The organism is Pseudomonas sp. CBC3, from assembly GCF_037967085.1.
GTDB lineage: Bacteria > Pseudomonadota > Gammaproteobacteria > Pseudomonadales > Pseudomonadaceae > Stutzerimonas.
In genome coordinates this window covers 802,726-829,510 of the sequence record NZ_JBANEO010000001.1, presented here as the reverse complement: position 1 = coordinate 829,510, position 26,785 = coordinate 802,726, and the positions used below count along the sequence as shown (strand labels likewise).

24 protein-coding genes are annotated in these 26,785 nt (G+C 64.1%); 15 read left to right on the top strand and 9 right to left on the bottom strand.

The genetic code is table 11. The annotated features are described in order from the left end of the window. Window positions 1-29: 29 nt before the first annotated feature. The 4 genes from V6943_RS03740 to V6943_RS03725 form a co-directional block, all read right to left on the bottom strand. Window positions 30-482, bottom strand: coding sequence for a type II secretion system protein N (locus tag V6943_RS03740; protein WP_340552640.1), 453 nt, complete (start codon window positions 480-482; stop codon window positions 30-32). Between the two features lie 42 nt (window positions 483-524). After that, the gene (locus V6943_RS03735; RefSeq protein ID WP_340552639.1) at window positions 525-3,299 is read right to left on the bottom strand and encodes a M66 family metalloprotease; all 2,775 of its coding nucleotides are present in this window, start codon (window positions 3,297-3,299) and stop codon (window positions 525-527) included. 92 nt (window positions 3,300-3,391) lie between these two features. Beyond that, a complete protein-coding gene (gene gspD, locus V6943_RS03730; protein ID WP_340552638.1) occupies window positions 3,392-5,659 on the bottom strand; it encodes a type II secretion system secretin GspD in 2,268 nt (755 codons plus the stop codon). Further along, entirely contained in the window at window positions 5,656-6,060 is a 405-nt protein-coding gene (locus V6943_RS03725) for a type II secretion system protein N (RefSeq protein ID WP_165914213.1), read from the bottom strand. Before V6943_RS03725 ends, gspD begins: the two co-directional genes overlap by 4 nt. Window positions 6,061-6,333: 273 nt before the next feature. On the opposite strand from V6943_RS03725, the gene gspE reads away from it, so the two are divergent. The 9 genes from gspE (at window position 6,334) to V6943_RS03680 (ending at window position 13,951) form a co-directional block, all read left to right on the top strand. Further along, the gene (gene gspE, locus V6943_RS03720; protein WP_181099294.1) at window positions 6,334-7,830 is read left to right on the top strand and encodes a type II secretion system ATPase GspE; all 1,497 of its coding nucleotides are present in this window, start codon (window positions 6,334-6,336) and stop codon (window positions 7,828-7,830) included. A gap of 93 nt (window positions 7,831-7,923) precedes the next feature. After that, the gene (gene xcpS, locus V6943_RS03715; RefSeq protein ID WP_197444821.1) at window positions 7,924-9,138 is read left to right on the top strand and encodes a GspF family T2SS innner membrane protein variant XcpS; all 1,215 of its coding nucleotides are present in this window, start codon (window positions 7,924-7,926) and stop codon (window positions 9,136-9,138) included. Window positions 9,139-9,143: 5 nt separating this feature from the next. Further along, entirely contained in the window at window positions 9,144-9,578 is a 435-nt protein-coding gene (gene gspG / locus V6943_RS03710; RefSeq protein ID WP_222910293.1) for a type II secretion system major pseudopilin GspG, read from the top strand. Between the two features lie 3 nt (window positions 9,579-9,581). Then, window positions 9,582-10,157 (top strand): type II secretion system minor pseudopilin GspH, encoded by a 576-nt coding sequence (gene gspH, locus V6943_RS03705; protein WP_340552637.1) that lies wholly within the window; start codon window positions 9,582-9,584, stop codon window positions 10,155-10,157. Further along, a complete protein-coding gene (gene gspI, locus V6943_RS03700; protein ID WP_340552636.1) occupies window positions 10,154-10,558 on the top strand; it encodes a type II secretion system minor pseudopilin GspI in 405 nt (134 codons plus the stop codon). The genes gspH and gspI overlap by 4 nt, the downstream gene beginning before the upstream one ends. Further along, the gene (gspJ, locus tag V6943_RS03695; RefSeq protein WP_340553021.1) at window positions 10,558-11,262 is read left to right on the top strand and encodes a type II secretion system minor pseudopilin GspJ; all 705 of its coding nucleotides are present in this window, start codon (window positions 10,558-10,560) and stop codon (window positions 11,260-11,262) included. The genes gspI and gspJ overlap by 1 nt, the downstream gene beginning before the upstream one ends. Next, window positions 11,259-12,296 (top strand): type II secretion system minor pseudopilin GspK, encoded by a 1,038-nt coding sequence (gene gspK, locus V6943_RS03690; protein WP_340552635.1) that lies wholly within the window; start codon window positions 11,259-11,261, stop codon window positions 12,294-12,296. Before gspJ ends, gspK begins: the two co-directional genes overlap by 4 nt. Before the next feature lie 3 nt (window positions 12,297-12,299). Further along, window positions 12,300-13,442 carry a type II secretion system protein GspL gene (gene gspL, locus V6943_RS03685; protein ID WP_340552634.1) on the top strand — a complete coding sequence of 381 codons (1,143 nt, stop codon included), beginning with the start codon at window positions 12,300-12,302 and terminating at the stop codon, window positions 13,440-13,442. Further along, entirely contained in the window at window positions 13,439-13,951 is a 513-nt protein-coding gene (locus V6943_RS03680; protein WP_340552633.1) for a type II secretion system protein M, read from the top strand. Before gspL ends, V6943_RS03680 begins: the two co-directional genes overlap by 4 nt. 51 nt (window positions 13,952-14,002) lie before the next feature. Here V6943_RS03680 and V6943_RS03675 read toward each other — a convergent pair whose 3' ends face one another. The 3 genes from V6943_RS03675 to V6943_RS03665 form a co-directional block, all read right to left on the bottom strand. Continuing rightward, window positions 14,003-15,406 (bottom strand): aminoacyl-tRNA deacylase and HDOD domain-containing protein, encoded by a 1,404-nt coding sequence (locus tag V6943_RS03675; protein WP_181099299.1) that lies wholly within the window; start codon window positions 15,404-15,406, stop codon window positions 14,003-14,005. A 77-nt stretch (window positions 15,407-15,483) separates the two neighbouring features. Next, window positions 15,484-17,556 carry an ATP-dependent DNA helicase RecG gene (recG, locus tag V6943_RS03670; protein WP_340552632.1) on the bottom strand — a complete coding sequence of 691 codons (2,073 nt, stop codon included), beginning with the start codon at window positions 17,554-17,556 and terminating at the stop codon, window positions 15,484-15,486. Between the two features lie 4 nt (window positions 17,557-17,560). Further along, window positions 17,561-18,481, bottom strand: a complete 921-nt coding sequence (locus tag V6943_RS03665) for a hydrogen peroxide-inducible genes activator (RefSeq protein WP_131649314.1) — start codon at window positions 18,479-18,481, stop codon at window positions 17,561-17,563. Window positions 18,482-18,647: 166 nt separating this feature from the next. On the opposite strand from V6943_RS03665, the gene V6943_RS03660 reads away from it, so the two are divergent. The 4 genes from V6943_RS03660 to V6943_RS03645 all read left to right on the top strand — a co-directional run bounded on the left by V6943_RS03660 (window position 18,648) and on the right by V6943_RS03645 (window position 23,338). Next, entirely contained in the window at window positions 18,648-19,508 is an 861-nt protein-coding gene (locus V6943_RS03660) for an NAD(P)H-binding protein (protein WP_131649315.1), read from the top strand. A gap of 218 nt (window positions 19,509-19,726) precedes the next feature. Further along, window positions 19,727-20,899: a zinc-dependent alcohol dehydrogenase gene (locus tag V6943_RS03655; protein ID WP_340552631.1), complete on the top strand. Its 1,173-nt coding sequence runs from the start codon at window positions 19,727-19,729 to the stop codon at window positions 20,897-20,899. 69 nt (window positions 20,900-20,968) lie between these two features. After that, window positions 20,969-21,493, top strand: a complete 525-nt coding sequence (locus V6943_RS03650; RefSeq protein WP_340552630.1) for a transcriptional regulator — start codon at window positions 20,969-20,971, stop codon at window positions 21,491-21,493. Between the two features lie 912 nt (window positions 21,494-22,405). Further along, window positions 22,406-23,338 (top strand): AEC family transporter, encoded by a 933-nt coding sequence (locus tag V6943_RS03645; protein ID WP_131649321.1) that lies wholly within the window; start codon window positions 22,406-22,408, stop codon window positions 23,336-23,338. Between the two features lie 76 nt (window positions 23,339-23,414). On the opposite strand, the gene V6943_RS03640 is transcribed toward V6943_RS03645, so the two are convergent. Both V6943_RS03640 and V6943_RS03635 read right to left on the bottom strand, forming a co-directional pair. Beyond that, entirely contained in the window at window positions 23,415-24,362 is a 948-nt protein-coding gene (locus V6943_RS03640) for a methyltransferase (protein ID WP_181099304.1), read from the bottom strand. Between the two features lie 36 nt (window positions 24,363-24,398). Then, window positions 24,399-25,850 (bottom strand): iron-containing redox enzyme family protein, encoded by a 1,452-nt coding sequence (locus V6943_RS03635; protein ID WP_340552629.1) that lies wholly within the window; start codon window positions 25,848-25,850, stop codon window positions 24,399-24,401. A gap of 188 nt (window positions 25,851-26,038) precedes the next feature. Here V6943_RS03635 and V6943_RS03630 point away from each other — a divergent pair, with 188 nt between their 5' ends. After that, on the top strand, window positions 26,039-26,257 hold the full coding sequence (locus tag V6943_RS03630) for a hypothetical protein (protein WP_181099308.1): 219 nt from the start codon (window positions 26,039-26,041) through the stop codon (window positions 26,255-26,257). 166 nt (window positions 26,258-26,423) lie between these two features. After that, window positions 26,424-26,756: a PilZ domain-containing protein gene (locus V6943_RS03625; protein WP_131649325.1), complete on the top strand. Its 333-nt coding sequence runs from the start codon at window positions 26,424-26,426 to the stop codon at window positions 26,754-26,756. Window positions 26,757-26,785: the final 29 nt, after the last annotated feature.

Genomic DNA, 26,785 nt, shown 5'->3' with positions numbered 1-26,785 from the left:
GTCACCGGGCGTTCGGACTGTTGCTGCGCTTACCTGAAGCAGACGCCAAGGCTTTGCAGTTCCTCGCGTTGTGCCTGATCGAAGCGCGCCAGAGCGTTGCACGCATCGGCGTAAGGGGCGGAGGCAGGTTCGAATGGCGTCGTGGCGATGGATGCCTGCGAAGGCAGAGGCAGCGATTCCGTCGTGCTTTGCGTGCGACCGTGCAGGATCAATTGGAATGTACGGCCATCGCGTGCCAAGAGAACGCGGTCATGAGCGATTGCCTGCAGCCGAAAAGCGCCTGGTAGGAATTGGCCGATCCGTGCGGCCATGGGCTCCTGCCCTAGAGTTCTCACCAAGGCGGTGGAACGGGCGGTATCGGAACTGGCGAAGATACCCAGGAGCTGCAGCTGCGAGGGCGCGTCGGCGGCTGCAGGCCCAACCATGGCCAACAGCGCCGCCAGCGTTGCCGATGTACGGGAAAAGGCAGGGAAGAATGACATGAGGTTATCCGGCCCGGTCGCTAGGCGACCGGGCCTTTTCACTCAGGGCTGGATAGCCAGCCGCAGCAGCGGCTGCAGGTTGCGGTTCTGCAGCAGCGGCAGCAGGAGGTTGTCGTTGCGACTGATGCCCTGCCACTTCTGGTTGCCACCATTGGTGCAGTTGTAGGTGATGAGCGTGCCACGGCCTTCGCTGAGGAAGCCGTTCTTCAGATCCAGGCAGCGGGACTCGCGCTTGACCTGCGGCAGCGCGGCGAGATTCCAGCTCTGTGCATCGGCATTGCTGTCGCATTCGCTCAAGCCGACTTCACTGCTGCCGCCGCGGTCGGTGAGGCACAGCTGCGGGTGCTGGGCATTGCGAATGCGGCCATTGGCGTCCGTCAGCCAGGTCTCGGCAGCCTCACCTTTGCACTGGGCTGCGGCGATAATGACTGGTGTGATCACGCCACCAACGCTCTCGGCCCGCAGGCAGTTGTTGTTCACCTTCATGGCTTGTGCCGGCGGCAACAGCGGGTCGCTGCGCAGGCCCAACTGCTCGATGAAGCCGAGCAGCGCCTTCTCCGCAGCCGGATCAGCGGCCTTCAGCTGAGCCTGGTAGGCGTCCATCCAGCGGTTCAGGCGCAGGGCCTTCTGCTGCAGGTCGCGATAGCGCTCAAGCTGCGCGCGGGCCGGAGCGGAGAGTTCCGCCGCGTGTTGTGCATAGCTGTCGTAAAGCACCTTGGCCTGGCCGTTCAGGGTCGGTACCGCCTGGTTCTGCAATGTGAGCAGGGCCTGTTCCAGTTCGGGTAGTTCGATGCGACGCAGGGCCTGGTAGCCCGCTTCGCGGCCGATGATCACTGGCGGTTCAATGGCGGGCAGATTCTGCGGGAAGCTGACTCGGTGCAGTTCCCGCGCCGTGCCGCCGGCTGCCTGGCAGTGCAGGCCGGCCTGCTGCGGGTTTTCATCTGCCGCCACTTGCACGTGCAGTTTATTGGCGTTGCCTTGCATGCGGTTGGGCGCCAGGGCGATGCGCTGGTTGCGTCCGCCGGCATAGTCGACGCTCAGCCAGCATTGGGCTGCCGTGGCGTCGGCGGTGGGTTGCGGCAGATCGAAGACGTTGCCCCAGTTGCTGCGCGCCGGTGGGTAGAGCAGGCCGACGCCGTTCACCGGGTCGTAGCCACCGAGCAGCGTGAAGACAGTGATGCCCTGGCGGCGAGGTTTGGGGAAGTTGCCGGCGACGCCGTTGTACCAGACCTGGTTGGACGTCGGTTGCTTCGGCTGGAAGTTCTCCATCTTCCGGGTCGTTGCGTTCCACTTGCGGTAGCCGGTGGGCGAGCCAGCGGTGAGCACGGCCTTGTCGAGCGACGGCTGGATTTTCAGGTGGGTGCTGTAGCCCGTGTAGTGGGTGTAGCGCGACAGGCTGCTGCCGGGCCAGCCACCGGACATGGAATCCCAGTTGTAGTTGTACTGTTTCTGGAACTGAGGCACCTCGGCGGGCTTGTACTTTGCCCAGTCCAGGTTGGCGCGCATGCGCTGGCGATGACCGATGTAGCCCCAGCCGCTGTCAGCGTGATGGCGGTCCCAGAGGTTCTTCGGTTCCACGTTCTGGCCCGGGTAGTGGCCCAGCCCATAATGGTGGCCGATTTCATGACTGAATTCGTTACCCACCGAGTCGATCAACGTGAGGATGCTGTTGCCGCCGCTCAGCCCGTGGTTGACCTGGCCGTTCTGATAGACGCCGCGCGCATGGTGCACCACCACGCTCTGGGTAACTTGTGGCTGCTGCTGGCTCTGCATGCTGGAGCTAGTGACGCCCCAGTTGGCCAGGTTGATGCCCACGCTGAAGGTGGACTTGGCGGTGTTCTCGCGCATGTCGCCGGCATAGACGCTGCCTTCGACGGCGCTGGCCGTGTCGTAGATGGTGCCGCTGGCGACCATCACCTTTTGCAGGATCACTTCGTCGTACTTGGCCACGATCAAGCGAGAGACGGGCACGGTCTGGAAGTAGTCGGTACCGGCCCGGGCCGGCTCCAGCAGCATGTAGTGGCCGTTGCTGCGCGGCGGCTCGGTGAGCAGGCCCAGGCGCACATTGTTGATCACCAGTTCGGCCGGCGCGGCAATGTCGATCGCATCGCCGGCGAGCACGCCGTTGCGGCCACGATCGTCACTGATGGACAGGCTCATCCCCGGCTTGACCCAGTCCCAGGGCAGCACGGCCGACCAGGCGCGCCGTGAATAGCGCACGTCGGGACGCGCGTCGCTGGCGTTGCGATCAGCTTCGGGCAGCTCGTCGGGATGGCGCAGAGTGACGGCGGGTTTGGTCTGGCCGTCGACCGTGACGCTCAGGGTCAGGCCGCGTACCTCGCCCTGGGCCGGATCGGGTGTGACCAGCAGCAGGGCTTCGCGCTCGCTGGTGAGCATGGGCATGTTCTTCGCGGCATTGCCCGAAGGGTCCACCGAATGGTTCTGGACGAACTGCACCATGGCGGGCAGGTTGCCGCTCAGGTCGTTACGCACGGCGCGTGGCTTGCCGCTGGCGTCGATGTCGTAGAAGCCCTCGGCACTGATTTCGTCGCGAACCGCGCCGCTGGGTTCGGGAAAGGCGGGCGCGGGCGCAGTGGTTTCCCCATCCGGCTGGGGTTGCGGATCGAGCGGCGGTACGACGGGCGGCTTCTCCGGCTCCGGCTCCGGCAGCGTCTCGTCCGGCTGCGGCTCTTCAGGAATACTGGTAGCCGGGGGCGTTTCGGTGTGGTTCGGTTTCTTGCTGCCGCCACCTTCATCGAGACAGCCGGACAAGGAGAGGGAAAGCAAAGCCAATAGCAACAAACGTTGATTTTTCATGCCGACACAAGCGAAGTGGAAAAATCCATTTTCAGCAATACGTCAACTTTTTGTCGGACGCTCTTCGCAAAATTCTCAGACTTTTCCGCTACTTAGCTGCCATCTTGACTGCGTGAGACGATGAAAGCGCCGTTTTTCGGCAGTTCTGGCGGAATAGTGTCAAGTGCCTGACGCGCAAGTTCTTTGCTTGGGTAATCGCCATAGGTCAGCGAATACCATGGTCCGCCCTGCCTCTGGCCTTGGAGCAACCGCAGTGGCTGTTCGGGATGGCGTTCGATCAACGCTCGCATCCGCTCGGAATTGCTGCCAGCGACCAGCTGAATAGTGTGGCTCTGGTGTGTTTCTGCGGGCTTGATGTCGATGATTGCCGGCGTGGGTGGCGCCAGTTGCAATGCCGGTTGTGGTGGTATCGCAAGTGCCCGAGGGGCTTCATCCGGTGCTGGCTGGGCGCGCAAGTCCAGCTCTGGCTGCGTGCCGCTTCGGTCGAAGAGCCTGCGTGGATCATCTGGCAGCGAACTGCCACTGAAGGCTTCGCTCCGGCTGAGGCCGTGCATCTCCTGGTATTTACCCAGGCTGAGGCTGCTCAACCCGGCGCCATCGCGGGTGACGCTTGGGCGCAGGAAGACCATCAGGTTGCGCTTGACCCGGCTATCGCGACTGGAGCGGAACAGCCGGCCCAGCAGAGGAATGTCCCCCAGCAGCGGCACTTTGCTCATGCTCTGGGTGACGTCGTCCTGGATCAGACCGCCCAGCACGATCACCTGGCCGTCGTCGGCGAGGATGGTGCTCTTTATGGAGCGCTTGTTGGTGATCACATCCGCCACCTGGATGCCGGTGGGGGCGTTTACCAGCGTCGAAATTTCCTGCTCGATCTCCAGGCGCAGGGTCGAGCCATCGTTGATGTGCGGGGTGATCTTCAGCGAGACGCCAATATCCTCGCGCTCGATGGTGGTGAAGGGGTTGCTGGCGCCGTCGCTGGTGGTGGTATAGGAGCCGGTCTGAAAGGGTACGTTCTGGCCGACCAGGATCTCCGCCGGCTGGTTGTCCAGGGTCAGCAGCGTCGGGGTGGATAGCAGATTGCTCTTGCCGGTGGCCGACAGCGCCGTGATCAAGGCGCCGAAGTTGTCGTTGCCCACGCCCACGATGGCGCCGTTGGGCAGCGCGCCGGCCAGCCGACTCGGATCTTCCGAGCCGAGGGCGCCGAGCAGGGTACCGATGGATAACCCGGTATTGCTGAAGTTTACGCCGCCGAGGCCGCCGTTTCGCCCGTCGATGGCCCACTGCACGCCCAGGGCTTCACTGACATCTCCGGACATCTCGATGATCGCCGCCTCCACCAGAACCTGGGCGCGCGGGACGTCCAGCTGGCGTACCAGATCCTCCAGTGCGCCGAGCATGTCCGGCTCGGCGAGGATCACCAGGGCATTGAGGCTTTCGTCGGCGCGGATCATGACCTGGCGCGGTCGGGTGTTGCCGCTGGCATCCGGCTCGACCATGCTTTCGGCCAGTTCGCCGAGCGTGGTGGCGAGGTTCTTGGCATCGCCGTAACGCAGGCGGATCACCCGCGTGTTGGACGAGCGCGAGCTCGGTGTGTCGAGGGACTGGACCAGTTGTAGCAACCTGGCCCGGGCTTGTGGTGGGCCCAGCAGGATGAGCCGGTTGGCGCGGTGGTCGGCGATCACTTGGGTGGCGTCGGTCTGTCCGTGTTTCAACGACTCGCCAAGCACCTGCGCGGCATCGCGCACCCAGATATGGCGCAGCTCATAGATGCTGTAATCGCGCTGCTGGCGGCTATCGAGCTGACGCAGGACGTCTTCGATGCGGGCGATGTTGGCCGGCCGGTCGCTGACGATCAGGCTATTGGCCGAAGGCACCGCGGCGAGGTGTCCGTAGCCGGCAACCAGCGGGCGGATCAGCGCCGCCAGTTCGCCGACCGAGCCATGCTGCACCTGCAGCACGCGTGTCTCCAGGTTGCCGCCGCTGCCGGCTTCCGCCTTGGCCTCCACGTTGGGGACGATGGCGGTCTGCGCGCCCTGTGGCAGTACAGCGAAACCGTGAGTAGCCATCACCGAGAGGAATAGCTGATAAAGCTCGGCCAGGCTCAGAGGCTCTTGAGCAATCACCGTGACCTGGCCCTTGACCCGCGGGTCGACGACGAAGGTCTGACCGCCGATGCTGGAAACCTGCTCGATGAAGTCACGGATGTCCGTGTCCCGCATATTGATCGTCCAGCGCTCCTCGCTGCTTTCGGCAGCCGGATTTGCCGCAATGACCAGCGACGGAACGCAGATGGATGCCAGGCAGCTGGCGGCGATCAGCCCCGTCAGTAGCACCTTGGTCGTTCGCCTGGTCAGGCTCATGGCCGTTGCTCTCCCGGGACGCGCCGCAGCCATACGCTTTCCAGCCGGCCGGCATGCGCCAGCTGCACGTGATCATGGTGGATGGCCGACAGCCTCATCCCGGGCATTACTTCGTCTCCCTGAAGGAGGCGTCGAGGGCGATCGTTGTCCACAATGATCAAAGCACTGGAACGGCTCGGGTCGGAATGCACGAAGCTGGCGCGCAGCCGTAAACGTTGTTCGTTGGCGCGGGCAGACTCGCTCTTTGCACCGAACAGGCGATCCATTGCCGGGTTCATATCAACAGAATGGCGTTCGGGAATCGCGACAGGAGCGGGAATGAAGGCGGGTTGCGTCAGCCAGTCCCTTAATTCGAGAGCCTGCCAGGTGAAGCTGGCGATGGCTGCCAGTGCGATAGCCACCGGTGCTGCCCAGCGCAGAGCGGGCCATCTGTTGGTCGGTGGGTATCTATCGAACGCTCGGGACGACACTGCTGACTCCGCTGATTCCATTGGCGACGAGGAGGCATGGCCGCCCCGTTCTAGGCGGCGCGAGGTTAAACAGAAGTTCCCCTACCCGCTCGGCGAGAATCCCGGACTGTGTGTGTTGTCACAGTTGGTATCGAGAATCGGACAGCATGCAATTTTTTCAGCAGAATTCTCGACTTTACCCAAGCTCCAATCAGGAAGTTTTCTATGTTGCCCCCGTCCGCCGAAGGTAATCTGCTCCCCGCGCGTCTGCCCTTCGCCTTCGCTCGGCGCCATGGTGTGATCCTGCTGGATCGTCCTGAAGGCCTGCGTTTATGCGTGCGCGAGGGGGCGCCGTTGACTGCGCTGCAGGAAGCTCAGCGCGTGGCCGGTGGGCCGTTGCCGATGCAATGGCTGACGCCAGAGGCGTTCGATCAGGCGCTCGGTGCCGCCTACCAGCACGACTCTTCGGCTGCGATGCTGATGGTCGAGGGGTTGGGCGATGAGATGGACCTGCACAGCCTGGCCGACCAGATTCAGGAAACCGAGGACCTGCTCGAACAGGAAGACGATGCGCCGATCATTCGTCTGATCAACGCCATTCTCGGCGAGGCGATCAAGGAAAACGCCTCGGATATCCACGTCGAAACCTTCGAGAAACGCCTGGTAATCCGCTTCCGCATCGATGGCATCCTGCGCGAAGTGGTGCAGCCCAAGCGCGAGCTGGCGGCGTTGCTGGTGTCGCGGATCAAGGTCATGGCGCGGCTCGACATCGCTGAGAAGCGCATCCCCCAGGACGGCCGTATTTCCTTGCGGGTCGGCGGGCGCGAAGTAGATATTCGCGTGTCGACCTTGCCCTCGGCCAACGGCGAGCGGGTGGTGCTGCGTCTGCTCGACAAGCAAGCTGGGCGGCTGACGCTGCGCCATTTGGGCATGAGCGACCGGGACCGGCGGGTGATGGAGCAGGCGGTGCAGAAACCCCACGGCATCATCCTCGTCACTGGCCCGACCGGTTCGGGCAAGACCACCACGCTGTATGCAAGCCTGGTCACGCTCAACGACCGCACGCGAAACATCCTCACCGTCGAGGACCCGATCGAATACAACCTAGAAGGCATCGGCCAGACCCAGGTCAACACCAAAGTCGATATGACCTTCGCCCGCGGTTTGCGCGCCATCCTGCGTCAGGACCCGGACGTGGTGATGGTCGGCGAGATCCGCGACCAGGAAACCGCCGACATGGCAGTGCAGGCTTCTCTTACCGGTCACCTGGTGCTTTCCACGCTGCACACCAACAGCGCTATCGGTGCGGTGACGCGACTGGTGGACATGGGCGTCGAGCCGTTCCTGATTTCCTCGTCGCTGCTCGGCGTGCTGGCCCAGCGCCTGGTGCGGGTGCTGTGTAATGACTGCAAACGCGCCTATGTTGCCGATGAAGCCGAATGCGCGCTGTTCGGTATCGACCCGAGCGAGGCGCCTACGCTGTATCACGCCGAGGGTTGCGACGTCTGCCGGCAGCTGGGCTACCGTGGACGGACCGGCATCTACGAGCTGGTGATGTTCGATGACACCCTGCGCAGCATGATCCACACCCGCGTAGCCGAGCAGGACATGCTTCGTCACGCTCGCCGGCTGGGCCCGAGTATTCGCGAAGACGGGCTGCGCAAGGTGCGCGAAGGCGTGACCACCATTGAAGAAGTGTTGCGCGTGACACGTGAGGAGTGAGATGAACGCCATTGACCGGCAGGCGCCGTGCAGGCATGCAAGCGGATCGGGTTTATGTGGAACCGATAGCCGGCTTGCCGGAGATCCTGCCTGATGGCCGCCTTCGAGTACCTGGCGCTCGACCCGCGCGGTCGCGAGCAGAAGGGCCTGATCGAAGCGGACAGCCCGCGCCAGGCGCGTCAGCTGTTGCGCGAGAAGCAATGGTCGCCGCTGGAGGTCAAGCAGGCCAAGGCCAAGGAAGATACCGGCGGCGGGGGCTTCGCTTTCGGTCGGGGATTGTCGGCGCGCGACCTGGCCTTGGTGACTCGCCAGCTCGCTACCCTGGTCCAGGCTGCACTGCCCATCGAAGAGGCGCTGCGCGCTGCGGCGGCACAGGCGACTTCGCAGAAGATCAAGTCGATGCTGCTGGCGGTCCGCGCTCGGGTGATGGAAGGGCATAGCCTGGCCGGATCGCTGCGCGAATACCCATCGGCGTTTCCCGAGCTGTATCGCGCCACGGTCGCGGCCGGCGAGCATGCCGGGCATCTGGGGCTGGTGCTCGATCAGCTGGCCGACTACACCGACCAACGCCAGCAATCGAGACAGAAGATTCAGCTGGCACTGTTGTATCCGGTGATCCTGCTGGTGGCCTCGCTGGCCATCGTGGTGTTGCTGCTGGGTTACGTGGTGCCTGATGTGGTCAAGGTCTTCGTCAACACCGGGCAGGAACTACCGGCGCTGACCACCGGGCTGATCGCCGTGAGCGAGGCGGTGCAGCGCTGGGGCTGGCTGATGTTCGTGGGGATCGTCGTGGCCGCGATCGGCATGCGGCAGGCGCTGCGCGACGAGAAGATCAAGCGTCGCTGGCATGCCGTGATCCTGCGCATTCCGCTGGTCGGGCGGCTGGCGCGGGCGACTAACACCGCGCGTTTCGCCTCGACTTTGGCGATTCTTACCCGCAGCGGTGTGCCATTGGTGGATGCGCTGGGCATCGCTGCAGCGGTGATCGCCAATCTGCGCATCCGCGACAAAGTCATCGAGGCGGCGCAGCGCGTGCGTGAAGGTGGCAGCCTGACCCGCGCGTTGGACGCCACTGGCGAATTCCCGCCGATGATGCTGCACATGATCGCCAGCGGCGAGAAATCCGGCGAGCTCGATCAGATGCTCGCCCGCACCGCGCGCAATCAGGAAAACGACCTGGCCGCGCAGATTTCGCTGCTGGTGGGACTTTTCGAGCCCTTCATGCTGGTATTCATGGGGGCCGTGGTATTGGTGATCGTCCTGGCGATCCTGCTGCCGATTCTTTCACTTAATCAACTGGTGGGCTAACGAGCATGACGTTGAACGAACGCAAGCAGAGGGGCTTTACCCTCATCGAAATCATGGTGGTGGTGGTGATCCTCGGGATCCTCGCCGCGCTGGTGGTGCCGCAGGTGATGAATCGCCCGGATCAGGCCAAGGTGACCGTGGCCAAGGGCGACATCAAGGCGATCGGCGCTGCCCTCGACATGTACAAACTGGACAACTATTCCTACCCCAGCACCCAGCAGGGCCTCGATGCGCTGGTGGAAAAGCCCGGCGGCAATCCGCAACCCAAGAACTGGAACCGCGACGGCTACCTCAAGCGTGTGCCGAAAGACCCATGGGGTAACGAATACCAGTACCTATCACCGGGCACTCAGGGCCAGTTCGATCTTTACTCCTACGGCGCCGACGGCAAGCAGGGCGGCTCCGACCTGAACGCGGACATCGGTAACTGGGACCTCTGATCCATGCCTCGGGCGCGCCGGGAGGGCGGCTTTACGCTGATCGAGTTGCTGGTGGTGATCGTCATCCTCGGTGGCCTGGTGGGGCTGGCGGTGCTCTCGATCGGCGGTACCAACTCATCGCGCGAGATTCGCGACGAAGCACAACGCCTGGCGACGCTGATCGGCCTGATGGCCGACGAGGCCGTGCTCGACAGCCGTGAGTACGGGCTGTTGTTCAGCCGCGACGGTTACCGGGTGATGCACTACGACGAGGCCGAGGCACGCTGGCTCAATGCCGGCGACGGCCAGGCGCACCGGGCACCGGGTTGGATGCGTCTGGAACTCGAGCTCGAAGGTTCGCCGCTGAAGTTGGTAGCACCGGTCAAACGTGAGGATGATCCTATCGGCCTGTCCGATGACGAGGATCGTGAGCGCCGCAGCGCGCCGCGCGTGCAGCCGCAGTTGTTGATCCTGTCGAGCGGCGAGCTTTCGCCCTTCACCCTGACCTTCTCCGACGAAAGACCGGGCGGTACCGGCTGGACCGTGTCCAGCGATGGCTTTCGCATGCCCCGCGCCGAACCGCTGGAAGAGCGCCGATGAGCAACGGCCTGCCGCGAGCGCGGGGGTTCACCCTGCTGGAAGTACTGGTTGCACTGGCGATCTTCGCCATCGTCGCGGCAGTGGTACTGACCGCCGCCGGCCGCAGCGTGAGCAACGCCGGACGGCTGGAAGCGCTGACGCTGGCGGGCTGGATCGCCGATAACCGCCTCACCGAACTGCAACTGCAACAACCGGCCCCGAGCATTGGTCGCGAAGATCGACAGCTGGAATTCGGCGGCCGCCAGTGGCAGACCCTCAGTGAAGTGGAGACCAGCGGAACGCCCGGCCTGTTGCGCATCCGCGTCTGGGTGGCGGCCGCTGAATCGCGTCGCGGCAACACCGGTTCGATAGAGAGGCGCGCCGTCACCAGCCTGACCGGCTTCGTCGGAGTCGATCAGTGATGCGTCGTGCCGTGGCGGGCTTCACTCTGCTTGAACTGTTGATCGCCATCGCGCTGTTCGCGCTGCTGGGGTTGGCGACCTATCGCATGCTCGAAGCCGTGTTGCGCAGCGATGAGGTGGTGCGCGCCCAGGAAACCCGGTTGCGCCAGCTTGGCCGCGCCGTGTGGCGCCTCGAACAGGACCTGATACAGGCCGTGCCGCGGCCGGTGCGTGATGGCTACGGTGACGAGCAGAATGCCCTGGTCGGTCAGCTGTCGAGCTTGGAGGGCGGCGCGGCCCTGGAGCTGACCCGCAGCGGCTGGCGCAATCCCACCGGGCTGCTTCGCTCGAATCTGCAACGGGTTCGCTGGCGCCTCAGTGGTGACAGCCTGGAACGGCTCTACTGGACCGTGCTCGACCGTGATCTGGACAGCGAACCGCGCGTGCAACGGGTGCTGGACGATGTCACCGAGCTGCGCCTGCGTTATCTCGACGCTGAAAACAGCTGGCACGAGGAATGGCCGCCGTTCGATTTTGGTCGCGGCAATCCGGAAGAACAGGCGCGACGCTTGCCGGTCGCGGTGGAAGTGTCCTTCGATCACCTGCGCTACGGCACTATCACCCGGCTGCTGCGCCTGCCGGACGGGCCTACGTCGGCGCCACAGTTCATCCAACCGGATTCCCAGGGCGTTCCCGAGCCCGGCGGCGTAGGAGAGATGCAATGAAAGCCCAGCGCGGCGTCGCGCTGATCACCGTGCTGCTGGTGGTGGCCATCGTCACCGTCGTCTGCGCCGGCATGATCGCCCGTCAGCAGCTGTCGATCCGCGGCACCGCCAACCAGGCGCAGGCGCGTCAGGCCTGGCACTACGGGCTGGGTGGGGAAGCGCTCGCGCAGTCGATATTGCGCCGCGATCTGCGCGCCTCTAGCGTCGGCACCGGCACCGGCACCGGCACCGGCACCGGCAATGGCACCGAGGGCGGCAACAGCACCGGGCAGCCGCCCGTCGACCACCTGCTCGAACCCTGGGCGTTGCCGCAGCCGGCTTACGACCTCGACGAAGGCCAGGGCCAGGTGCAGATCCGCATCGAGGACCTGGCGGGACGTTTCAACCTCAACAGCCTGGTGCAAGAGCAACAGCAGAATGCGGCGGCGCTGGCACAGTTCCGCCGGCTGCTGCTGCGCCTGCAAATCACCGAGCCCTACGCCGAGCGGCTGGTGGACTGGCTCGACAGCGACCAGCAGCCCAGCGGCGAGCTGGGCGCCGAGGACAATGCCTATCTGCTGCTCGTCCCGCCCTACCGCACTGCCGGGAGCCGTATGGAGGACTTGTCCGAGTTGCGCTTGCTGCTCGACATGCGCGACGAAGACTTCCAGCGGCTGGCGCCCTATGTCACCGCGCTGCCGGCAGACACCCCGTTGAACGTCAACACCGCCAGCGCAATGGTGCTGTCGAGCCTCGCCGACAGCCTTAGCCTGAGTGCCGCCGAGGCGCTGGTTCAGGTGCGGCAGGCTGGTGGGTTTCGCGATGTTGCGAGTTTCACGGCGCAACCGGCGCTTGGCGGTGTCCAACTTGAGGGCATCCGTCTGGCGGTGGCGAGTCAATACTTCCAGGCCACTAGCGAAGTGCGGCTGGCCGATCGGCGGATGGCCCTGGTGAGCCGTCTGCGGCGCGAGGAAAACGGTGATGTCCGCGTCCTTCAGCGCAACCTGGGGCAGCCGCCACGACTGCCTCGTCAAACCAACGATGGAGAGCGATAGCTGATGGATTGCCTGTTTCTGCCCGCCGACTGCGGTGCCCGGCTCGCCACCGATACCCAGGTCTACTGGTTGCCGGGCGACGGCGAAGGCGGCTGGATGCCGCTCGCCCAATGCGCCGAGCAGACGCCGGTCGCGGTGACGCTGGTGCTGCCGGCCGAGGCCTGCAGCTATTTCGCGGTCAATCTGCCGACGCGCAAGGCACGCTGGATCAGTCAGGCGCTGGCCTATGCGGTTGAAGAGCTGCTGGCCGAGAACGTCGACGATCTGCACCTGACTCACGGCGACGCGCTGGAAGATGGCCGTCGGCGGGTCATCGCGATTCGTCGGCAGCTGCTGGCCGATTGGCTGGAGGATTTACGGGCGCTGGGGCTGACCATCGTCGCCATTCACGTCGATGCCGATCTGCTGCCCCGTGACGATACCCAGCTGCTGTTCATCGGGGAGCGTGCGCTGCTGGGCGGCGCGCCGGAGGCGAGGCTGGCTTTCGAAAGCAGCCAGTGGCCGCATTTGGCCGCCCAATGTCCGGCACCTCGTCATGCGCATGGCAACCTTGCCGACGCACCCGAGCCGCTCGATGATTATCAGCACCTGGACGATCCATACCGCTTCCTCGCTTCGGGCCGTGCCGCCGCACTGAACCTGGCGCAGGGCGACTTCGCCATGCAGACCGCAGGCAGCGGGCTGGGGCAATGGAAGCCGGCGCTGATCGTACTCGCGCTGGTGCTCGCGGTGCAGCTGGTCTTCAACTTCGCGCAGGCCTGGTCGCTGGAGCGCCAGGCCGATCGTTACGCCGACGCCAGCCGAGCGCTTTACACCGAGCTGTTTCCTGAGGATCAGCGCATCGTCAACCTGCGTGCGCAGTTCGACGAACACATCGGTCAGAGCTCCGGCACCTCGGCCGAATTCATGCGTCTGCTCAACGAAGTAGCGCTGGCCATGGCTGAGGGCGTTCCAGTGTCGATCAGCCAGCTGGATTACAACCAGGCCCGCGGCGATCTGGCCCTGCAGGTTCGCGCCAGCGACTTTGCGGCGTTGGAGCAGTTGCGCCAGCGCCTGGGTGAAACCGGCGAGCCTGTCCAGCTGGGCTCGGCCAACCGTGATGGCGACGCCGTCAGTGCCCGCGTGGTGATAGGAGGTCGGGGATGAACCTGAAACAACAGATGCAGGTGCGCCTGGCCGAGTCGCCCATGTGGTTGCGCTGGCAGCGCCTGCAACCGCGCGAACGCCTATCGCTGACGCTGCTCGGCTCTTTTCTGCTGGCGGTGCTGTTCTACCTGCTGCTCTGGCAACCGGCGCAACAGCGGGTGCACGACGCCCGAGATTATTTTCAGCAGGAGCGTGAATTGCACGCCTACCTGGAGCAGAACACCGAACTGGCGCGGCAGATGTCGCGCAGCAACCCGGTCTCGCTGGCGCCCGAACAGCTGCAGGGGCTGGTGACCCAGAGTGCACAGCAGAGCGGTCTGGTCATCGAGAGCTTCGACATAGGTAATGACGGCAGCCTGCAAGTGACCTTGCCCGGCGCTTCCTACGCCAGCCTGCTGCGCTGGTTCGACGAGTTGCAGGCCGCAGGCGCGAGCCTGGTGGAGGTCAGTATCAGCCAGGTCGGCGACGGGCTGGTGGATGCGCGGGCAAGTTTCCGCGCCGGCGGCTAGAGCTGCATCATCAGGGCAGCGCCTTGAGCGGCGCTGCCTTTCATCGATCAATCAATGCGGCGGTTGCAGTTGCATCGCCAGGGCGCGCAAGGCGACTTCGGCGTCCAGCACCTTGTTCACCACATCGTTGGCCTTCTCGCGGCTTAGGCCGAGGCGATCGAACAGCTCTTGCGGAATTTCGCTGTAGGCGCCGGAGCCGATACCGCGATTGCGCAACAGGCGTATCGCCAGACAGACTAGATTGGCATGGGCGGCATGTTCGCCCTGGTAGAGCGGGTCGTGCTGGAAGCGCAGTGCGGTGGACAGCTCGTCCGGCATGCCCCAGTAGCGCATCAACCAGGCGCCGATCTGCTCGCGGGTGATACCCAGAAGGTGCTTTTCGATGACGCTGTGGCTCAGGTGCGGATTGACCTCCAGATGCCGGCAGATCAACGAGAAATGCGGCGGAAACACATGCGCCAGCACCAAATAGCCGAAGTTGTGCAGCAGCCCGGCCAGATAGCTGATACCCGCCTCCGGACGCTGGACACGGGGAATTGCGCGGTTCAGTCCTTCGATCACCGCCGCGGTGTAAATCGCCTGTTGCCAGTAGGGTGTCGCCTGCTGCGGCTGGTCCTTGGGCAGGCTCAGGGTCTTGCCCAGCGCCAGACCCAACGCCAGATTGATTACCAGATCGAAGCCGAGCACCCGCACGATGGCATCTTCCACCGAACGGATCTTGCCGGGCGCGGCGTAGTACGGCGAGGCGGCCCAGCTGACCACTTGTGCGGCCAGCGCCGGGTCGGTCTCGACCACGCCAGTGATGTCATCCACCGTGGCGTCGGGATCGACGCGCAGCTTGATGATCTTCTGTGCCGTTTGCGCCAAGGGTGGAATTTCGATGGTTTCTTCCAGACGCTTTTGGATGCGCCGGGCTGTGAAGCTTTGCACCGCCTGGGTGATTTCTGCGCTGTCTTGTTCGGGACGGTCGAGGTTGAGGCGGATCTCGCTCAGCGGCACGGCGAACCGGCCTGCGCTGGCCTTGCTGAGCAGCTGCTTGAAGTCGCCGCTTGACAGCGCCAGGAGCAACCCGGGCTGTCCCGACTCGATCATTAGCTCCGGCTGCTCCAGCAGTCGTTCCTCGTACAGGCAGGGCGAACTGGTCAGCGGCGGCAGGCCAGGCAATACCTGCAGATCGTGCTTGGACAGCATGCGGGTCAACCGCTCGGGTTTGACCGCGACCAATTGGCGCCCGGTCAGCTCCACCAGCCTCGGCAGATCGAGCAAATGATCGCGGGGGTAGAGCACCAGCAACGCGCCGATGGCGTCGTCGACCAATATGGCCTGCACGCGCCGAGCCGGGTCCAGATCGGAGCGGTCCTCACAGGTGCGGTAAGGCAACGCCAGCTTGTCGAGAAGCTGGATGATCATTGGCGGAAGCGAGATTTGTGTTGTTGTGTCGACAGCCGAGTTCATGAGCAAGTGATCCGTCTTATTCCCATGCGGCGCAGTATAGCCTTAGGTTTAGTGCGGTTTGGGTTTACCGACGAGCGTCAGACTTGCCCGTATTGCTGGCCGTGGCGCAACCAGCGCTCAAGCAGTGGGCTGACGTGCTGCGGCCAGCGCGCCAGCAGGGCCTGCGCGGCGTCACGCACGGCGGGTAACAAATCGGCGTCGCGCATCAGGTCGGCGACCTTGAATTGCAGCAGGCCGGTCTGGCGGGTGCCGAGCATTTCGCCGGGGCCGCGCAGCTCCAGGTCCCGTTCGGCAATGACGAAACCGTCATTGGTGTCGCGCATGATCGCCAGGCGCTGGCGGCCGATCTGCGACAGTGGCGGGTGGTAGAGCAGCACGCAATGGCTGGCGGCGCTGCCGCGCCCGACCCGGCCGCGCAACTGATGCAGCTGGGCGAGGCCCAGACGCTCGGGGTTCTCGATGATCATCAGGCTGGCGTTGGGCACGTCGACGCCGACCTCGATCACGGTGGTGGCAACCAGCAGTTGCAGCCGGCCCTCCTTGAATTCGATCATCACCGCAGCCTTTTCCGCTGGCTTCATACGGCCATGGATCAGCCCGACGTTGAGCCCGCCCAGCGCCGCTGACAGGTCTTCGAAGGTGGTTTCGGCGGCCTGACAGGTGAGTTCCTCCGATTCTTCGATCAGGGTGCAGACCCAATACGCCTGGCGGCCCTCGTTGCAGGCGGCGCGCACCCGTTCGATGACTTCCAGACGGCGGCTGTCGGCGATCACCAGGGTGTTGACGGGCGTGCGGCCCGGCGGCAGTTCGTCAAGGATCGAGGTATCCAGGTCGGCGTAGGCGCTCATCGCCAGGGTGCGCGGGATGGGCGTGGCGGTCATGATCAGCTGATGCGGGCAGAGCCGGCCGTCGATGCCCTTCTGCCGTAGCGCCAAGCGCTGCTGCACGCCGAAGCGGTGCTGCTCGTCGATGATCACCAGCGCCAGGTTGCGAAAGCGCACTTCGTCCTGGAACAGCGCATGGGTGCCGACCACCATCGGGCAGCCACTGGCGATCTGTTCCAATGCAGCAACGCGGGCCTTGCCCTTGAGCTTGCCGGCCAGCCAGGCGACCTCGATGCCCAGGGGTTCGAGCCATTTGCAGAAGGTAATGAAGTGCTGCTCGGCAAGAATCTCGGTGGGCGCCATCAGCGCCACCTGATAGCCAGCTTCCAGCGCCTGTAGTGCGGCCAGCGCGGCGACCACCGTCTTGCCGGCACCGACGTCGCCCTGCACCAGGCGCAGCATGGGTTCGTCCTGGGCCAGGTCATAGGCGATCTCGGCACCAACGCGCTGCTGCGCGCCGGTGGGTTGGAAGCCGAGGTTGTTCAGATAGCGCTGCGGCAGGGTTCGTGCCGGTGGCAGCTGCGGTGCCTGTTGGGCGCGCACGCTTTCGCGCAGGCGTTGCAGCGACAACTGATGGGTCAGCAGTTCCTCGAAGGCCAGGCGATGCTGGGCCCAGTGGCGGCCCTCGGCGAGCTCTTCCAGATCGGCATCCGGCGGCGGTCGATGCAGGTAGCGGATGGCCTCGTCGAGCTTCGCCAATCGGTAGTCGCGTGACAACTCTTCGGGCAGCCAGTCGGGCAGACTGTGCGGGCCGAGGCGGGCCAGCGCTTGTTCGCTCAGGTTGCGCAGGCGCTGCTGAGTCAGGCCTTCGGTGGTCGGGTAGATGGGCGTCAGCGTCTGCTCGACCGGCGCTGGCTCGCTGGTCAAAGCACGGTATTCGGGGTGGTAGATTTCCAGCCCCGAGGCGCCGGGGCGGGCTTCGCCATAGCAGCGCAGCTGAGTGCCGCGCTTCATGGCTTCCTTCTGGGCGTTACTGAAATGATAGAAGCGCAAGCTCAGCGTGCCGCTGCCGTCCTGTAGGCGCACCAGCAGGCTGCGCCGACGGCCCATGACGATGTCGGCGCCGGTCACCACACCTTCGATCACCGCGTCCTGACCGGGGCGCAGCGCACCGATGGGCACCACGCGGGTGCGGTCCTGATAGCGCAACGGCAGGTGGAACAGTACGTCCTGCAGGGTTTCCAGGCCGACCTTGGCGAGCTTTTCGGCCAGCGCCGCGCCGACGCCCTTGAGCGCAGTGACCGGGACGGTCGCAAGCTCGTTCATGGGTTCAGGCGTTCGCGGCAGGCGGCTTGGCGACCGAGCACAGGCGGATGGAGTCGGCCAGCACCTCGATGGCCCGCGGGCGCGGGAAGCTGGCGCGCCAGGCGATCGCCACGGTGCGGAAGGGCACCGGTGGCGTCAGCGGACGGATGTCCAGCACACCGGCCGAGTAGTGATGGCTGTCGACCGCCGACAGCGGCAGGATGGATACACCCAGCCCTGAGGCAACCATATGACGGATGGTTTCCAGTGAGGAGGATTCCACCGTGGTGTGGGTTGGCGCCTCGCCCTTGCGGGTGGTCGGGCAGGCTTCGAGCACCTGATCGCGGAAGCAATGGCCTTCGCCGAGCAGCAGCAGGCTCTTGTCGTTGAGCATTTCGGCGTCGATGGTTTCTTTCTTGGACCATGAATGGTTGGCCGGCATCAGCACGTAGAACGGCTCGTCGTAGAGCGGCAGTGTCAGTACATCGGCTTCTTGGAAGGGCAGCGCGATGATGATGGCGTCCAATTCACCGGTACGCAGTTTGTCGCGCAAGACGTGAGTGAAATTTTCCTCGATATACAGCGGCATGTCCGGCGCCACGCGGTGCAGCTGCGGGATCAGGTGCGGAAACATGTAGGGGCCGACGGTATAGATGGCGCCGACCTTGAGGGGGGCGGCCAGCTGGTTCTTGCCCGCCTGAGCCAGTTCGCGGATGCTCTGCGCCTGCTCCAGCACCTTCTGCGCCTGGGTGACGATGCCTTCGCCCACCGGCGTCAGCCGCACCGCGCTCTTGGTCCGCTCGAAAATCAGCACGCCGAGTTCGTCCTCCAGCTTCTTCACCCCCACCGAGAGGGTGGGCTGGCTGACATGGCAACGTTCGGCGGCGCGGCCGAAGTGTGATTCCTGGGCGAGCGTGACGATATAGCGCAGTTCAGTCAGTGTCATAGCGAGTTTCCATCAGAGTGCCGGCTAGCATAGCCTTTGCTCGTGTTCGAACCAACTGGCCAATAGCCGTTCCATGCAAGCTGATCAGCGGCCAAGCCACGGCAGCGTTACACTCAGGCAAGGCGGGCCGACTGGGTGGTCCGCAACGGTTAAGGAGTAACCGACCATGGCAAATCGTCCTTCGGTAATGATCGCCGGCTGCGGTGATATTGGCATTCGTCTTGGGCTGCAACTGAGCAGAGCGGGCTGGACGGTCTATGGCCTGCGCCGCCAGGCAGCGAGCCTGCCGGTGCCGATCCTGCCGGTCAAAGGCGATCTGGCTTCCGTCCAGGTTCCGCGCAGCTGGCCCAACGGCACGCTGGACTATCTGGTTTACGCCGCATCGGCCAGCCAGCACGACGAACCGGGCTACCGCGCCGCCTATGTCGATGGGCTGCGCAATGCGCTCGGCTGGCTGCAACAGCGCGGCCAGCGTCCCAAGCGTTTGATCTTCCTCTCCAGCACCGGCGTCTATGCGCAAAATCAGGGTGAATGGATCGACGAGACGTCTGCCACCGAGCCCACCGGCTATACCGGGCAGGTAATGCTTGAAGCCGAGCGGCTGGCGCTTGGCAGTGACATCCCGACTACGCTGGTGCGGATGGCCGGGCTTTACGACCCGGACCGCCCGTGGATGCAGAATCAGGTCCGCGCGGGCTTGCGTGTCGATCGCGAACCGCCGCAATACAGCAATCGCATTCATCGCGACGACGCCGCCGCGCTGCTGGCCTGTCTGCTACAGACCGATCTGCGTGGAGGTGATCTGCAGGACTGCTATCTGGGCGTCGACGACGACCCGGCGCCGCTGCATGAAGTCATCGACTGGCTACGCGAGCGACTCGGGGTAACCCACTGGGCGGAGCAGACGATGACGCGCCGGGCCGGCAGCAAGCGCTGCAGCAATGCGCGTGCCCGCGCCCTGGGCTGGACGCCGCACTATTCGAGCTATCGCAACGGCTACGCCAGCGTCCGTCCCGGCAAGGGTTGAGCCGCAGCCACAACAACAGCCCGTCGGTGTTTTGGCCATCATTGCGATATTTCAGGCAACTCTGGCGGCGCGGCGCTTACTAAAAATTTGTTAGCACGCACGCCGCGCGCCCTGCCATATGGCGGCAGTCGGGTCAGGAGCAGCTGCCGCCCCAGCGGCGATCAATCAGGAAGAACCACCACGGCGGCGTTTTCGAACACCGAACCAGGAGATTTTTCATGAGAGCCCTACGCTGGCACGGCAAGCACGATATCCGCTGTGACAACCACGTCCCCGACCCCACCATCGAGGACCCGCGCGACGCCATCATCAAGGTCAGTTCCTGCGCCATTTGTGGCTCCGACCTGCATCTATACGACGGATTCATGCCTGGCATGAAGCACGGCGACATCATGGGCCACGAGTTCATGGGCGAGGTGATGGAGGTCGGCTCGGCCAACAAGAAGCTCAAGGTTGGCGACCGCGTGGTGGTGCCCTTCACCATCGTCTGCGGCGAATGCCACCAGTGCCGGCGCGGCAATTTTTCCGTGTGCGAGCGCACCAATCGCAACAAGGAGGTGGCCGACAAGGTCTTCGGCCACACCACCGCCGGGCTTTACGGCTACACCCACCTCACTGGTGGTTACGCCGGAGGCCAGGCCGAATACGTCCGCGTGCCGTATGCCGATGTCGGCCCGGTAGTCGTCCCCGACGGCATGACCGATGAGCAGGTGCTGTTTCTCGGTGACATCCTGCCCACCGGCTGGCAAGCCGCGGCGCAATGCGACATTCAGCCCACCGACACCGTGGCCGTTTGGGGCGCGGGACCGGTTGGCCAGTTCGCCATCCGCAGCGCGATCATGATGGGCGCCGAACAGGTGATCTGCATCGACAACGTACCCGAGCGGCTGTCCATGGCCCGCGCCGGCGGCGCCATCACTATCAATTTCGATGAAGAGAGCGTGCTCGAACGGCTCAAGGAACTGACTCGCGGCAAAGGCCCGGAAAAGTGCATCGACTCGGTGGGCATGGAAGCGCACGCGGCGCGCTCCATCGACTCCATGTATGACCGCGCCAAGCAGGCGCTAATGCTGGAGACCGATCGCCCGCACGTACTGCGCGAGATGATCTACGTCTGCCGTCCGGCCGGGATCATCTCGATTCCGGGCGTCTACGGCGGGCTGATCGACAAGATTCCGTTCGGCGCGGCGATGAACAAAGGGCTGACCTTCCGCATGGGCCAGACACACGTCAATCGCTGGACCGACGATCTGCTCAAGCGCATCCAGGAAGGGCAGATCGATCCGTCCTTCGTCATCACCCACAGCGTCAGCCTCGAGCAGGGTCCGGAGATGTACAAGACCTTCCGCGACAAGCACGACGGCTGCATCAAGGTCGTTCTCAAGCCCTGAGGGCTTCGCTCCGCTTCCCTGCTGCAGGGAAGCGGGCGGCTTCTCCACGCCCCGAGGAGGGACTGATTCATGAGCGTTCCACATCGAGTAACCCGTACCAATCATTCGGCCCGCACGCTGGCCCGAGGCCTTGGCTGGTTCAGCATTGGCCTGGGCGTTGCGCAATTGGCTATGCCAGGCACGCTGGCGCGTTTCCTGGGCGTACCCGGCAACGAAGGGCTGGTCCGTGCCTGCGGAGCCCGGGAAGTGGTCACCGGCCTCGGCCTGTTGTTGAGCGACGATCCCAAGCCCTGGGTCTATGCCCGCATCGGTGGCGATGTGTTGGATCTGGCCGGGCTCGGCATGAGCATCGAGAAGGGTACCGAACAGGTGAATGCCGCGATTGCCGCAGGCGCCGTGGCCGGTGTGACTGCGCTTGACCTGTCGTGTGCCAAGGGGCTGGCGGCGGAAAGCGAGGAGGTCATTGAGTGGGATTACAGTGATCGCAGCGGCTTCTCGCAGTCGCCTGATGCCATGCGTGGGCGCGTCGAGGCGGAGTTTGCGGCCATGCGGGCTGAGCCTAATGGGTATAGTCCGTCGACTATGTTGCATTGAGGTTGCCCTGGGCGCGGCGTTTTTCTGTTGGAAAGCGCCGGGAACGTTGGGGTTGATGGAAGTTTGAGAGTTTTGGTTTGCGCCGGTTATCGAGTTGTTTGGTAGCGCGGTTTCGCCCTGCTGGGCGAGTCCCTTTTGGCAGTCGCCTGGATGGCCGGCCCCGCCAAAAGGAACTAAAAGATCTTGCCCCTGCATCCGGACTAGGCGTCCCCGGTTCGCTGCGCTCGACTTCCCTCATTCCATCGCTGCTCCGAGGGTCGCCGCGCAAGGGCCATCCATGGCCCTTCACGGCTCTCGCGGCATCCATGCCGCTCGCCCCTCTACGCAGCGATTCCATTCGGCCTTCTGAAAGGGGCGGTAATCCGAGTCGTCTGGCGGTCTCTTTTGCTCTTTTGCTCTTGTTTTCTTTGCGCGAACCATCAGGCGACGCGAAATGCCCCATCAAGAGGGTGAGCGGAATTGTCGTGGAAGGGGTTGAGCGGCATGGATGCCGCGAGAGGCGCGGTGGGCCATGGATGGCCCTTCGTGCGGGGGCGCCTAGCCCGTGCCCCTGGAGCGGCGATTCGGCGAACGAACCCCGGCGCAGCCGGGGCCGGATGCAGGGGCACAGCGTTTTTGGTTACTTTTTTCGCGTCTGAAAAAAAGTGACTCGCCCAGCAGGGCGAAACCGCGCTTTCAAACCACTCGATAGCCGGCTTGAAACAAAGCGTTCTATGAGAGCCGCAGGCTCGCCAGCATGGCGAAACCATACCTCCAGGCAACTCAATAACCGGCTTGAAGCAAAACGTCCAAACCCCAAGCACCCAAACCCGCGAAGACCTTAATTTTTTTGCTAAGGTTTGCCGCCGGCTTACCCCGGCCAACACCCCCCGCGCCGCCATCTACTGCCGGCAAGCCTGCCGTTGAGAAACCATGTCTGCCGTTGTCAATGTCGTCCTGCCGGTTTTTGCCCTGATTTTCCTTGGCTTTCTGTGCCGCCGCACGGGGCGCATGGGCCCGAACGGAGCGTCCGAACTGAATCGCTTCGTCGTCTGGCTGGGGCTGCCCGCGCTGCTGTTCAGCGTGATCGCCACCTCGACCTGGGAACAGCTTTGGCAGCCGGGCTTCATCGTCGCCTTCACGGTGGGCTGCCTCGGCGTATTCGCTTTCACCCTGATTTATCGGCTGTTGCAGAAGCAGCCGCTGGTCGATGCCAGCCTCGATGCGCTGGGCGCGTCCTACGCCAATACCGGCTACGTCGGGATTCCGCTGTGCATGCTGGTGCTCGGTGACGAAGCGCTGCAGCCGGCCATGGTGGCGTCGATCATCGTTGTCTGTGTGCTGTTCGCCATCGCCTTGGCTTGCGTGGAAACCGGGTTGCACGCCGGACAGGGCTTCACTCGTACGCTGGGTAAGGTCAGCGGCGCGCTGCTGCGCAACCCGCTGGTGGTGGCGCCTTTGCTGGGTGGCGTCTGGGCCGCGAGCGGGCTGGTGTTGCCGGTGCCGCTGGCGACCTTGCTCGAGTTGCTGGGCGCGGCGGCGGCGCCCTGCGCATTGGTGTCGCTGGGACTGTTTCTGGCTCAGCCGCAGCCTGGCGGCACGGCAACCGGCGTTTGGCCGCTGGTGATGTTGAAGCTGGTGGTGCAGCCGCTGATTACTTGGTATCTGGCTTTCGAGGTGTTTGAGCTGCCGGCGCTGTGGGCCTATTCGGCGTTGCTGCTGAGTGCGCTACCCACCGGTACCGGCCCGTACATGCTCGCTGAATTCTATGGTCGCGAGGCGTCACGCGTATCGCGGGTGGTGCTGTACTCGACCCTGGGCTCGCTGATCACGCTGTCGGTGTGCCTAGTGCTGCTGCCAGTCTGAGCCGAGCGCTGCCCGGAGCGCCGGCCGACTCATAGGATGGATGCAACTCACAATTCCCACTGACGCGTCGCGTCGATCACCTTGCCGGCCGGGTCACTTCCAGCACCACCGCGGCGATCCGGTCGCATTCGGTGTAGGCGCCATCGAGTAATTCTTCGCCGAACACGTCCGGGTCGACTTCGCGGTAGCGCCATTGCAGGCCGCGTCCTTCGAGGCGCTGGCTGACTTCCTTCAGGAAGGGGTCCCGATTGTCGACCATCGCCACGCCTGTATAGAGCAGCAGCGTGCCGCACGGGGCGAGGCGCTCCAGCGCACTGTCGAAGATCGCCAGCGACAGCCCGGCCCCTAGCGGCCCGCCTCCGTGGCGGTAGGCGCGCTCGCTGGGGTCGATCAGATAGGGCGGGTTAGCCAGGATCAGATCGAATTCGCCATCGACATCCTTGAGCAAGTCGCTGTGCTGGGCTCGCAGGTTGTCAGCACCGGCCAGCGCCGCGTTGATGCGGGTCAGGCGCAGCGCGGATGGATTGATGTCCACCGCCAGCACTTCAGCCTGTGGTCGAGCCAGTGCCGTGAGCACGGCGCCGGCCCCGGAACCGCAGCCAATATCCACGGCACGAGAGATATTGCCCTGATGGTTATTCAGGTGCGCCTGAATGGCGTTGGCGAAACGGTAGGTATCCGGACCGAAGAACACCGCGTCCGGCGCATCGGTGGGGTAAGCCGAATGCACGAATAGCTGACCATCCAGGCTCGACAGCCGTACCTGGCTGCGCCAGCGCGAATCGCTGGGTGCCAGTACGCCGGCCTGATCCATCAGGCTGAACAGCGCCGGAGGCAGCAGCTCATGCTGAAACGGTCGGCTCCAGCCGAAGACGCCGCTCAGGTCTTTGGCCAGTGCGTTTTCGATTCGTTGATTGACCCGCTCGTGGGTCAACGGAGTGGGGGTGATGAAGTGATAGCCGCGCTCGCGCAGCGCCTGAGCCAAGTGCAGCAGCGCACGGTCTTGGGCATTTTCCAGCGTCATGGGGTTCCCTGGCGAATTCGCCTCAGTTGAACGGTTTCAGTTGAAGAGTCCGGTGAAGATCCTGGTGGCCAGAAGGCCGGCGGCGCTGTGGTGGCGCGTCGGAGACAGCAAAGGCAACAGGTGACGCATGCGAGCGTCACGATTGGGCAGTTGTGCCAATTGCTGTTCTAGCAGTTGCGTCTCCTGATCGAAGTCACTGACCGTCTGGCTTCGGTTCTGCACCAGTGCCGGCTTGGCCGGACGTTCGTTGGCTGCCTGTCGGCGACCGCTGAACTGGCTCTGGCGCTGCGCCAGAGCGGGGTGCGGCTTGCCGCGGGTCGATGGCTGCTCGGCCAGCCAGTCGCCAGCAATCCAGTCGTGAATCAGCTGCTGCTCATGGGCGCTGAATACGCCGAACATCGGCCCCTGTTCGCCGGCCATCAGCTGCCAGAAGCGGCTGTGCTGCGGGTCTTCGTGGCGCTTGATCCAGCCGCGGCGCTGCAGGGTATCGAGAAACTGCGGAATCTGTTCCGGCTCGGCCAGCCATTGGTTCACCGTGCGACCATCGAAGCGGCAGTAGTCCGAATGCACGAACTGCCCGACACCGGCTTTTTTCTCCAGCACGCGCAGCACTTCCTGCTCGGCGTCGAAGCCTCCAATCACCGACAGCGTGCTGGCGCCAAGCTCGTTGAGGCGATAGCCGTTAATGACCCGACGATAGAACTTCTCGCTGTCCCCGATCTGCGGCCAGGCCGCTAGCAGGCCCTGTATGGCCTTCTTCGCATGGCCGTTGTCGGCGTTGTCGACGGTGACATGCAGCGTGAAATAGTAGGGATCGATGCCCAGCTCGGTGAGCTCGTACGAACTGATCAGTAGATGCAGCGGCAGCTGTTCATAACCTAGATTGAAGCCGATCACCTCGGGCAGGAAATGCTCGGCATGTTCGGCCAACGCCAACTGGATCGCACCCTGGACGAAGTTCTCGTCATCCAGATTCTGCCAGTCGTCGCACCCCTGACTGGCGAGCAGCTTGCGATAAAGCACCACATGATTCTTTTCCGGCTGCCCCTCGCCGAGTTCTTCGAGATAGGTCTGGATCAACGCCGTGAAGCGCGCGTCGTCCCAGCGCTGCAACAGGCCATAGAGCCAGGCGCCGTCGACCAGTTTGGTCGGCGCCACGCCTTGCAGAAAATGCAGCGCGTGGGCCTTGCTGGAGAAATAGCGGCGCGGCGCACCGGCGCGGCGTGCATCGAGATAGCTTTGATACTCGCAGCCAACCTTGGCGGTATGCGCTTCGAGCCATTCGCCGAGCCCTGCCGGGTCCGGCGGTAGATCGCAGGGCAGTGCCGCCGCGGTCTCCAACTGAGCGTTGAGATACTGCGCGGCGTCGGCACGCACGCTCTCGCTGGCCGGCGCATCGAGCAGCGCGAAATAGAGCGCTCGGGACGGCGCTGCGATCTCGGGCGCAACGGGAGCGGCATCCATGGGTAGGCTTCGAGTCAGTTGCATAAGCTCACACAGCGGCTAAGGAGGAAGTCCCCCGATGCTGTTTTGGCCTTTACCCAACCGGATAAGTTCAGCGCACCCGTCGAGTGGCCGGTCATCCCGCAAGGTGAGTCTTCATGCAACTTCCGAGAGGCGTCGTCTTCCTACCAGGTACACAGATGTTTTCCAGCGAAACCAGACGGAGGTCCCCCATGAACCCATCCGAACGCGGCAAGGAAAATCTCGACGCCATCACCGACCGCGACGACCAGCGCATCGACCGGGCCGGTGGCAAAACCAATGGCGAAGCCGCCGGCGGCGACCGCAGTGACGTACCCGGCGGCGCTTACAACGTGCCGCCGAACATGGCCGACGAAGTCAGCGAAGACGACGCATTGCAGCACCGTAAACCGCAGAAGCCGGAGCGCTAGCTGCTTGCGCGGAGTAGGTGCGGGCCTGAACTGCCAGGGGGAAAATATTATCCCCGGCGCTTAATTTTCCCTGCGATCTGGTCGCCTGCTGCCTTTTACACCACGCCCGTCGCCGCGGCCGCGGTGACACCGGCTGTTGCCGAACAAAGGACTGCAGAGTTTCGCCATGCGCCAACACAGCCGCCTTACCTTCCGTCATCTGAGCCGTATACAGGTGACCAATCGTCTCAGCGGCGATCCCATGGGCTACATCGGCGACCTTTCCATCGGCGGTCTGCGTTTAGTGGCCAGGCAACCCCTGGTCATTGGTGGCTGCTATGAGATGTGCCTACACGTGCCGGATCACGGTGAGCGGCTGCGCGAGGTCGATGTTGTTGTGATCTGCCAATGGGTGCGCAAGGATTCACGGCGTGATTCATTCGAGATGGGCTTTGCTCTCGATCGCCCTTGCCCAGCTTTCGTCGAAATGGTTGCGCAACTGCTGCCCAGGCGGCGTTGATCTGCACTGGCAACCCGCGGCGGAGCCGG

Bases quoted from the DNA above. Each gene is read 5' to 3' on its own strand.
- V6943_RS03660 (WP_131649315.1), top strand. From the start codon at position 18,648: ATGGCAAATCGTCCTTCGGTAATGATCGCCGGCTGCGGTGATATTGGC.
- gspL (WP_340552634.1), top strand. From the start codon at position 12,300: ATGGATTGCCTGTTTCTGCCCGCCGACTGCGGTGCCCGGCTCGCCACC.
- V6943_RS03735 (WP_340552639.1), bottom strand. From the start codon at position 3,299: ATGAAAAATCAACGTTTGTTGCTATTGGCTTTGCTTTCCCTCTCCTTG.
- V6943_RS03740 (WP_340552640.1), bottom strand. From the start codon at position 482: ATGTCATTCTTCCCTGCCTTTTCCCGTACATCGGCAACGCTGGCGGCG.
- V6943_RS03625 (WP_131649325.1), top strand. From the start codon at position 26,424: ATGCGCCAACACAGCCGCCTTACCTTCCGTCATCTGAGCCGTATACAG.
- V6943_RS03650 (WP_340552630.1), top strand. From the start codon at position 20,969: ATGAGCGTTCCACATCGAGTAACCCGTACCAATCATTCGGCCCGCACG.
- V6943_RS03645 (WP_131649321.1), top strand. From the start codon at position 22,406: ATGTCTGCCGTTGTCAATGTCGTCCTGCCGGTTTTTGCCCTGATTTTC.
- V6943_RS03675 (WP_181099299.1), bottom strand. From the start codon at position 15,406: ATGAACTCGGCTGTCGACACAACAACACAAATCTCGCTTCCGCCAATG.
- V6943_RS03665 (WP_131649314.1), bottom strand. From the start codon at position 18,481: ATGACACTGACTGAACTGCGCTATATCGTCACGCTCGCCCAGGAATCA.
- gspJ (WP_340553021.1), top strand. From the start codon at position 10,558: ATGCGTCGTGCCGTGGCGGGCTTCACTCTGCTTGAACTGTTGATCGCC.
- V6943_RS03655 (WP_340552631.1), top strand. From the start codon at position 19,727: ATGAGAGCCCTACGCTGGCACGGCAAGCACGATATCCGCTGTGACAAC.
- xcpS (WP_197444821.1), top strand. From the start codon at position 7,924: ATGGCCGCCTTCGAGTACCTGGCGCTCGACCCGCGCGGTCGCGAGCAG.
- V6943_RS03640 (WP_181099304.1), bottom strand. From the start codon at position 24,362: ATGACGCTGGAAAATGCCCAAGACCGTGCGCTGCTGCACTTGGCTCAG.
- gspK (WP_340552635.1), top strand. From the start codon at position 11,259: ATGAAAGCCCAGCGCGGCGTCGCGCTGATCACCGTGCTGCTGGTGGTG.
- gspE (WP_181099294.1), top strand. From the start codon at position 6,334: ATGTTGCCCCCGTCCGCCGAAGGTAATCTGCTCCCCGCGCGTCTGCCC.
- gspI (WP_340552636.1), top strand. From the start codon at position 10,154: ATGAGCAACGGCCTGCCGCGAGCGCGGGGGTTCACCCTGCTGGAAGTA.
- gspG (WP_222910293.1), top strand. From the start codon at position 9,144: ATGACGTTGAACGAACGCAAGCAGAGGGGCTTTACCCTCATCGAAATC.
- recG (WP_340552632.1), bottom strand. From the start codon at position 17,556: ATGAACGAGCTTGCGACCGTCCCGGTCACTGCGCTCAAGGGCGTCGGC.
- V6943_RS03680 (WP_340552633.1), top strand. From the start codon at position 13,439: ATGAACCTGAAACAACAGATGCAGGTGCGCCTGGCCGAGTCGCCCATG.
- gspH (WP_340552637.1), top strand. From the start codon at position 9,582: ATGCCTCGGGCGCGCCGGGAGGGCGGCTTTACGCTGATCGAGTTGCTG.
- V6943_RS03630 (WP_181099308.1), top strand. From the start codon at position 26,039: ATGAACCCATCCGAACGCGGCAAGGAAAATCTCGACGCCATCACCGAC.
- V6943_RS03635 (WP_340552629.1), bottom strand. From the start codon at position 25,850: ATGCAACTGACTCGAAGCCTACCCATGGATGCCGCTCCCGTTGCGCCC.
- gspD (WP_340552638.1), bottom strand. From the start codon at position 5,659: ATGAGCCTGACCAGGCGAACGACCAAGGTGCTACTGACGGGGCTGATC.